The organism is Thiocapsa sp. (assembly GCF_011390875.1).
In the GTDB taxonomy this organism is placed as follows: Bacteria; Pseudomonadota; Gammaproteobacteria; order Chromatiales; family Chromatiaceae; genus Thiocapsa.
This window is the reverse complement of the sequence record NZ_JAABRP010000185.1, coordinates 1-9,403: the sequence shown is the minus strand read 5'-3', so window position 1 is coordinate 9,403 and position 9,403 is coordinate 1. Positions and strand designations below refer to the sequence as shown.

The window sequence follows — 9,403 nt, the reverse complement described above, 5'->3', positions numbered from 1 at the left end:
CCTGCCGAATCTCCTGTCCGGAGAACGGCCGCGGTTTCGCCAATACCGCCATCTATCACTGTCAGCTCTGAGGGTACCGGCATGACGACCCAGATCCCGACCCAGATCCCGACCGCGACTCCGACTCTGAACTTGGCACGTCCCGGTGCAGACTTCACGGCCAACCTGGTCGAAAGCGGGCTCGATCCGTCCGACGCCCTCTACGATCACGAGATTCCGGCCGGCGAGCCCTGGCTGCATGAGTTGCGGGCCGGCCAGACCCTGCGCATCCTCGACCTCATGGGCAACCAGGCGGTGGACACCATCTTCTACAATGCCCATGACCCCGCCGAGCGCTACAGCGCCGTGGACACCATTCGCGCTCAAGGCAGTCTCTATCTCACCACCGGCTCGGTCCTGCTCTCCAACGACGGCAACCCGATGGCGACCATCGTCGCCGACACCTGCGGACGGCACGACACCTTGGGCGGGGCCTGCGCCGCCGAGTCCAATCAGGTGCGCTACGCGCTGGAGAAGCGGCCGATGCATAACTGCCGCGACAACTATCTGATCGCACTGGCCGAATCCAGCCACGACATGGGCAAGCGCGACCTGACCGCCAACATCAATTTCTTCATGAACGTGCCCGTGACACCCGAGGGGCATCTGACCTTCGAGGACGGCATCTCGGACGCCGGCAAGTATGTCGAGCTGCATGCCGAGATGGACCTCATCGTCCTCGTCTCGAACTGTCCGCAGCTCAACAATCCGTGCAATGCCTATAACCCGACGCCGGCGCGGATGCTCATCTGGGGCTGATTGCGGTGCCCGCGATCAGGATTTTTTAGGAGTGATGGTTGGGTCAGCCGCGTAGGTCGCATGACGCGCGCCGCCGCGGCTTCGGGGTGGGCTGCCGAGGTCGATGCGCGTCGTGATCCGACAGGGATGTTTCGGACTGCTGAAGGTCGATTGCCGGATTTCGCTGCGCTCATCCGATCTACGGTTTTGGCTAAGGATTTGAGGGCCACGGGGACGACCTCGGGGGTCATGTTATCGACGCGGGACGACCCGCGACCGCTCGGAATCGCCGACGATGTTCGACAAGGTCCTGATTGCCAACCGCGGCGCGATTGCCTGCCGCATCATCCGCACGCTCGACGCCTTGGGTGTCGGGTCGGTGGCGGTCTATTCACGCGCCGATGCCGGCTCGCGGCATGTGAGCCTGGCGGGGGAGGCCGTCTGTATCGGCGAGGCGCTCGCGTCCGAGTCCTATCTGGATATGGGCCGAATCCTCGACGCCGCCGAAGCGACCGGGGCGCAGGCCATCCATCCCGGCTACGGTTTCCTCTCGGAGAACGCGAGCTTCGCGGAGGCGTGCGAGCAGCGCGGTCTGGTCTTTCTCGGACCGACCCCGGCGCAGTTGCGCGACTTCGGGTTGAAGCACCGTGCGCGCGAGCTGGCGGCGGCCAACGCCGTACCTCTGCTGCCCGGTAGCGGTCTTCTGGAGGACGCCGAGCAAGCGCGGCGCGAGGCGGACCGGATCGGTTACCCGGTGATGCTCAAAAGCACGGCGGGCGGCGGCGGGATCGGGATGCAGCAGTGCGCCGATGCCGACGAGCTGACCGATGCCTTCGAGCGGGTGCGTCGGCTCGGTCAGAGCAACTTCGCCGATGCCGGGATCTTCTTGGAGCGCTATGTCCGCGGGGCGCGGCACATCGAGGTGCAGATCTTCGGCGACGGGCTCGGCAGCGTCGTGGCGCTCGGCGAGCGCGATTGCTCCCTGCAGCGGCGCAATCAGAAGGTCGTCGAGGAGACCCCGGCCCCGCATCTCCCGCCCGAGCTACGCGCCGCCATGCTCGAGACCGCACGCCGACTCGGTGCCGCGGTCGCCTATCGCTCGGCGGGAACGGTCGAATACATCTACGACTCCGAGCGCGCCGCTTTCTACTTCCTGGAGGTCAACACGCGTCTTCAGGTCGAGCACGGCGTGACGGAGGCGGTGACCGGGGTCGACCTTGTCGAGTGGATGGTGCGCCTGGGGGCGGGCACTCTGCCCGATCTCTCCGAGCTGGCCGTCGAGCCGCGAGGCCATGCGATCCAGGTCCGTCTCTATGCCGAGGATCCGGGCAAGGGGTTTCAGCCGAGCGCGGGGCTCTTGACCCATGTCGAGCTGCCGCCGGACGTCCGCGTCGACACCTGGATCGAGACCGGCACGCAGGTCTCGCCTTACTATGATCCGCTGCTCGCCAAGGTCATCGTCCATGCGGAGGATCGCCCCGCGGCACTCGCGCAACTGGGGCAGGCGCTGGAGCGGACCGAGATCGCCGGCATCGAGACGAATCTCGCCTATCTGCGCCAGGTGATGCGCGATCCCGAGGTCGTGGCGGGGCGCCACCATACCGCGACGCTGGCGGGTTTCGACTATCGACCCGAGACCATCGACGTCCTCGCGGCCGGCACCCAGACCACGGTGCAGGACTGGCCGGGGCGACTGGGCTACTGGGATGTCGGCATTCCTCCGTCCGGGCCGATGGACGATCTGGCATTCCGACTCGGCAACAGGCTGCTCGGCAATCCGCCCGATGCCGCAGGGCTGGAGCTGACGGTCACGGGTCCGACGCTGCGCTTCAATCGCGATGCGCTCCTCTGTCTGACCGGGGCCGAGATGGCGGCGGAGATCGACGGCCGTCTCCTGCCTTGGTGGCGTCCCATGGCCGTGCGTGCAGGGGAGGTACTGCGCCTCGGTGCGCTGGTCGGTTCCGGGGCGCGCGCCTATCTGACGGTGCGCGGCGGCCTGCAGGTGCCGACCTATCTCGGCAGTCGCGCCACCTTCACACTCGGCCGTTTCGGCGGGCACGGCGGACGTCCATTGCAGGTCGGGGATGTGCTGCATCTGGCGACCGATCGGGATCCGCTCGCCGAGCCGATCACGGACGGGAGCGACGGGCGCCCGAGCGTGCCCGGTATCCCCGAGTCCCTCATCCCGCGCTACGGCGACACCTGGACCTTGCGGGTGATCTACGGGCCGCACGGTGCCCCCGAGTTTTTCACCGACGAGGACATCGCGACCCTCTTCGCGACGGACTGGGAGGTGCACTACAACTCAAGCCGCACCGGCGTGCGTCTGATCGGCCCGAAGCCGACCTGGGCGCGGCCCGACGGCGGCGAGGCCGGACTGCATCCGTCCAACATCCACGACAACGCCTATGCCCTGGGGACGCTGGATTTCACCGGCGACATGCCCGTGATCCTGGGTCCTGACGGGCCGAGCCTAGGCGGGTTCGTCTGCCCGGCGACGGTCATCTCGGCGGATCGCTGGTGTCTGGGTCAGCTCCGGCCGGGTGATCGGGTGCGTTTCGTGCCGGTCGATCAGGAGACGGCAAATGCGCTGGAGGCTGCGCGGGACGACATGATCTCCCGTCTCGCGGCGCCGGCCGCGGTGAAGGCGAAGCCGCTGCCTCCCGCCGACCCGCGACTGCGTCGGATCGATCCGCCCGAGCATCCCGTCGGCGTCACCTACCGGGCCTCGGGCGACACGGACCTGCTCGTGGAGTATGGCCCGCAGGTGCTGGATATCCGGCTGCGCTTCCGGGTGCATGCACTGATGCTCTCGCTCCGGGCCGAGCCGATCCCGGGCGTGCTGGAGCTCACGCCGGGCATTCGCTCCCTGCAGGTGCGCTACGAGAGCCGTGTGCTGAAGCTCGGCGCTCTGCTGGACCGGCTCGTCGCCCGCGAGCAGGCGCTCGGGGATATCGAGTCTCTGTCGGTGCCGGCGCGCGTGGTGCATCTCCCCTTGTCCTGGGACGACTCGTCCACCCGGCTCGCGATCGAGAAATACATGCAGTCGGTGCGACCGGACGCACCCTGGTGTCCGAGCAACATCGAGTTCATCCGCCGCATCAACGGGCTCGACAGCATCGAGGAGGTTCGGCGCATCCTCTTCGAGGCGAGCTATCTTGTGATGGGTCTGGGCGATGTCTATCTTGGCGCGCCGGTCGCCACGCCGCTCGACCCGCGGCATCGCCTGGTCACCACAAAATACAACCCGGCACGCACCTGGACGCCCGAGAACGCGGTCGGGATCGGCGGCTCCTATCTCTGCGTCTACGGCATGGAAGGGCCGGGCGGTTATCAGTTCGTCGGACGTACGCTCCAGATGTGGAATCGCTTCAAGCGCACTCCTGATTTCGAGCGGCCCTATCTCCTGCGCTTCTTCGACCAGATCCGCTTCTATCCGGTCTCCGAGGAGGAGCTGACCGAGCTGCGCGAAGCCTTTCCGCGCGGCGGTTTTCGGCTTCAGGTCGAGGAGACGCGGTTCAGTCTCGCCGAGTATCAAGCGTTTCTCCACACGAACGCGGAGTCGATCGCGGCCTTCAAGGCACGCCAACAGACCGCCTTCGAGGCCGAGCGCGAGCGCTGGGCGGTGGCCGGTCAGCTCGAGGTCGATCAGGATGTCGGCAACGGCGCATCGGGGCACATCGACGAGCAGGCCGAGTCGCTGCGGCTCGCGTCGAGCGAGCTGGCGATCGAGAGCCATGTCCACGGCAGTGTCTGGCAGCTCGCCGTGGAGGTCGGGCAGCAGGTCGAGCCCGGCCAAATGCTGCTGGTCCTTGAGTCCATGAAGATGGAGATCGCCGTGCATGCCGACCGCAGCGGACGGGTCGCGCGCATCCTCTGTCGGAGCGGCGCCCAGGTGACACCCGGTCAGACGTTGCTGGTGCTGGACACCGCCGCCGACGCAACGGAGAAGACAGCATGAGCCGAACACTGCAGACGCCCCTGAACCTCTCGATCCGTCATCTCCGCGCCGCCTATCGCGAGGGCCTGCTCACGCCGGCGACGCTGGTGGAGCAGATCCGCGCCCGGATCGCCGAGCATGCGGAAGACAACATCTGGATCCACGTCCTGTCCGACGCCGAGCTGGCGCCTTATCTGGCGCGGCTGTCCGAGACCGATCCCGAGACCCTCCCGCTCTTCGGCATCCCCTTCGCGATCAAGGACAACATCGACCTCGCGGGCGTGCCGACCACCGCCGCGCTGCCGGAGCTCGCCTGGACCCCGGAGCGCTCCGCCACCGTCGTCGAGCGCCTGATCGCCGCCGGCGCGCTGCCCATCGGCAAGACCAATCTCGATCAGCTCGCGACCGGTCTGGTCGGCACCCGCTCGCCTTACGGTGCCGTGCCCAATGCCTTCGATCCGGACTATATCGCCGGAGGCAGCAGCTCGGGCTCCGCCGCGGCGGTTGCACACGGCCTCGTCAGCTTCGCCTTGGGGACGGACACCGCCGGCTCGGGGCGTGTCCCGGCAGCGCTCAACAACCTGGTCGGCATCAAGCCGACCCGCGGTCTCGTCAGCACCTGCGGCGTGCTTCCGGCCTGCCGCACACTCGACTGTGTGAGTCTCTTTACGTTGGATCTGGCCGACGCCGACGTGCTGATGCCGATCGCCGTTGCCTTCCACCCCGAGGACCCCTTTTCGCGGCCAGCACCCTTGCAGACGCGGCCTACGCACAGCGTGGCCGACGCCCCCTTCCGCTTCGGCGTACCCGCCGATCTGGAGTGGTTCGGCGACACGGCGAGTGCCAGTCTCTTCGAGTCAACGACGAGACGCCTGAGCGCGCTCGGCGGCGAGGCGGTCACCATCGACTTCACACCCTTTATCGAGGCGGCACGCCTACTCTACGAAGGCCCCTGGGTCGCGGAGCGTTACGCCGCAATCGAGGACTGGATCAGAACCCGTCCCGAGACCCTGCACCCGGTCACCCGCGCCATCATCGAGCCGGCCGCCGAGGCGCGCGCGGTCGACGCCTTCAAGGCCCAATACCGCCTGGCCGAGATCAAGCGCAGGACGGATACGCTCTGGCCCGACTTGGACTGCATCCTAACCCCGACGATCGCGACCCCCTATCGGATCACTCAGGTCGCCGCCGATCCGATCCGGCTCAACAGCAACCTGGGCTATTACACCAACTTCATGAACCTGCTGGACCTGGCCGCCGTGGCCGTACCCGCCGGCATGCGGCCGGACGCTCTGCCGTTCGGCGTCACCCTGTTCGGTCCTGCCTTCAGCGACGCGGTCCTGGCACGCCTGGCCGAGCGCCTGCATCTGGATCCGAGCCAAACCGTGTGGCCCACCCAAGGTGCGACCGGGCATCCGGTATCGCTGGTTTCGACACTGGAGCCGAGGCGTCCTGCGGAAGCACCGAGGGAGCCCGACCCCGAAATGCTCCCGCTGGTCGTCTGCGGCGCCCACCTCTCCGGACTCGCGCTCAATCACCAGCTGATCGAGCGCGGAGGACGTCTCTTGGCCGCAACCCAGACCGCGCCCTGCTATCGCCTCTACGCACTCCCCGGCGGTCCACCCGAGCGTCCCGGCCTGATTCGTGTACCGACAGACGGCGTGGCCATCGAGGTCGAGGTCTGGACGCTTCCGCAAACGGCCGTCGGCAGCTTCCTCGCCGGCATCCCTGCACCCCTCGGACTCGGCAGCGTCGAGCTGGCCGACGGCCGTTGGGAAAAGGGCTTCATCTGCGAGGGCTTCGCGGCGGAGGGTGCCCGAGACATCAGTGCGCTCGGGGGCTGGCGGGCGTATCTGGGTGTTGTCGAGGTTGAGGACGGCGGTCAGCTGTCCGCGCCAACGGCCTCAGGAAAACGTAGGATGGGTAGAGCGCAGCGAAACCCATCCTCCCCGCTCTAACGCTCAATCCGGGTGGCGGTGCGGAAAAGATGAGTTCGCTGCGTTCGGACTGGTTTCTTTGTTTGGGGCGTCGTACCGGGAGGATGGGTTTCGCTGCGCTCTACCCATCCTACGTTTTTCGGTTCTTTTGAATCTTTCCCGAGAGCTGACAGCCACAGCCGAAAGCAGGAAGCAGGCAGTAGATAGCAGGCCCCGGAACCCCCCGCACGAAATTCCCCCCGACCGAACCGCGAAGCTCTGCGACAATACGCCGGTTGCCGCGGCACGGGTCCGCGTGCTTGAGTCCAGAGAACCCGCAACGAAAAGACGAGAGAGGTACATCCGAACAATGGCATCCCAAACCACCAAACATGTGTTCGCATTCGAAGAAGGGGACGGCAAGGACAAGAGACTGCTCGGCGGCAAGGGCGCCAATCTCTGCGAGATGACCCAGATGGGGCTGAATGTTCCGCCCGGGTTCGTGATCTCGACCGCGGCCTGCCTGGAATATCTCGACTCCCCCGATCACACGCTGCCGGCGGGGCTGATGGATGCGGTGCGCGAGCAGATGGGCGCGGTCGAGAAGAAGACCGGTAAGGGCTTCGGCGATCCGGACAAACCATTGCTTGTCTCCGTGCGCTCCGGCTCGGCGATGTCCATGCCGGGCATGATGGATACCATTTTGAATTTGGGTTTGAACGAGGAGACTCTGCGAGGCGAGATTCGCGCGACCGGCGATGCGCGCTTCGGCTACGACGCCTATCGCCGCTTCATCCAGCTCTTCGGCAAGGTTGCGCTCGGTGTGCCGGATGCGGCCTTCGATCACGAGCTCGACACCGTCAAGGAGGCGGCGCACGCCAAGCAGGACGTCGACCTCAGCGCGAGCGACCTAAAGGAGGTCAGCGAGCGCTTTCTGAAGGTCGTCGAGTCCCACACCGGCCAGCCCTTCCCATCCGATCCCTATCGTCAATTAGAGATCGCCATCAAGGCCGTCTTCAACAGTTGGGGCGGTAAACGCGCGGTTGACTACCGCAAGCAGTTCCACATCACGCCGGAGATGGCCAACGGCACCGCGGTGAACGTGGTCACCATGGTCTTCGGCAATCGCGGCGACGACTCTGCGACCGGTGTTGCCTTCACGCGTAACCCGGGCTCGGGCGAAAACAAGCTCTACGGCGAGTATCTGGTCAACGCTCAGGGCGAGGACGTGGTTGCCGGGATCCGCACGCCCAAGCCGATTTCGCGCCTGCGCGTCGAGATGTCCGAGATGGCAGCGCAGCTCGACATCCTTCGCGAGAAGCTCGAGACCCACTATCGCGAGGTGCAGGATTTCGAGTTCACCATCGAGCGCGGTCAGCTGTTCTGCCTGCAGACGCGCAACGGCAAAATGAACGCGGTCGCCATGGTGCGTACCTCGGTGGAGATGGAGCGCGAGGGCCTGATCAGCAAGGAGGAGGCGCTGCTGCGCATCCAGCCCGATCTGCTCGAGCAAATGCTCTTCCCGCGCCTGGATCCGACTGTTAAGGCTGAGTCGGTCGCGCAGGGTCTACCCGCATCGCCGGGCGCGGCATCGGGCATTGCGGTCTTCGATGCGGATCGTGCCGAGCAGTTCGGCCATGAGCTCGGCCAAAAGGTCATCCTGGTCCGCGAGGAGACCAAGCCCGAGGACATCCATGGCTTCTTCGCGGCCGAGGGCATCCTGACCTCGCGCGGCGGCAAGACTTCGCACGCGGCGGTGGTCGCGCGGGGCATGGGCAAGCCCTGTGTCGCCGGCGCGGAAGGCATCAGCGTGGATGTGAACCGGCGCGAGGCGCGAGTCGGCTTGACCAGTTTCAAAGAAGGCGACGTCATCACCATCGACGGCACGTCGGGCAAGGTCTATCTCGGTGCCATCCCGACGGTCGAGCCGGACTTCACGCCGGAGCTCGACGTCCTGCTCGGCTGGGCGGACGAGATGTCCCGGCTCAAGGTCATGGCCAACGCGGACACGCCCGAGGATGCCCGTCGCGCCCGTAAGTACGGCGCCGTCGGTATCGGTTTGGCGCGCACCGAGCGCATGTTCAACGATGTGCAGCGCCTGCCGGTCGTGATCGAGATGATCGTCGCCGAGACGCCCGAGACACGACAGGCGGCACTCGACAAGCTGCTGCCCCTGCAGCGCAAGGACTTCCGCGATCTGTTCGAGGTCATGGCGCCGAATCCGGTGACCATCCGCTTGCTCGACCCGCCCATCCACGAGTTCCTGCCCGACGAGCATGTCCTGGAGCGCGAGCTGACGGATCTGCGCGTCCTCGCCCGCACGACCCGCGGCATGACTGTGCTGGCCGGGGCGATGGGGCTGCTGCATTCGCCCGACAATGTCCGCCAGGATGTCGAGTCGCTTCGCCGCATGGTCGATCCGGCGATCGTCGAGGAGGCCATCGCCAAGAAGGAGGCGATGCTGCGCAAGGTCCGTGCGCTCTACGAGACCAACCCCATGCTGGGTCATCGCGGCGTGCGTCTCGGCATCACCTTCCCCGAGATCTACCAGATGCAGATCCGGGCGATCCTGGAAGCGGCCGCCGAATGCACCAAGGCCGGCATCGAGGTCCATCCCCAGATCAAGGTGCCGCAGGTCTGCACCGCGCAGGAGCTGAGGTTGGTCAAGTCCTTCGTCGACAGCATCCACGACGAGGTCACCGAGACCTACGGCCAGCCGGTGAACTTCAAGTTCGGCACCATGATCGAGGTGGTGCGGGCGTGCATGCGT

General features: G+C 66.3%; 4 protein-coding genes. All 4 read left to right on the top strand.

Features of this window, described 5'->3' with window-relative positions:
* Positions 1 to 81: 81 nt before the first annotated feature.
* Positions 82 to 798, top strand: coding sequence for an urea amidolyase associated protein UAAP2 (locus GPT33_RS14380; protein ID WP_363929381.1), 717 nt, complete (start codon positions 82 to 84; stop codon positions 796 to 798).
* Between the two features lie 274 nt (positions 799 to 1,072).
* Positions 1,073 to 4,738, top strand: coding sequence for an urea carboxylase (uca, locus tag GPT33_RS14375; RefSeq protein ID WP_296810086.1), 3,666 nt, complete (start codon positions 1,073 to 1,075; stop codon positions 4,736 to 4,738).
* Positions 4,735 to 6,675: an allophanate hydrolase gene (gene atzF, locus GPT33_RS14370; protein WP_296810085.1), complete on the top strand. Its 1,941-nt coding sequence runs from the start codon at positions 4,735 to 4,737 to the stop codon at positions 6,673 to 6,675. Before uca ends, atzF begins: the two co-directional genes overlap by 4 nt.
* Before the next feature lie 328 nt (positions 6,676 to 7,003).
* A partial coding sequence (gene ppdK, locus GPT33_RS14365; RefSeq protein WP_296810084.1) for a pyruvate, phosphate dikinase occupies positions 7,004 to 9,403 on the top strand: 2,400 nt, incomplete at its 3' end.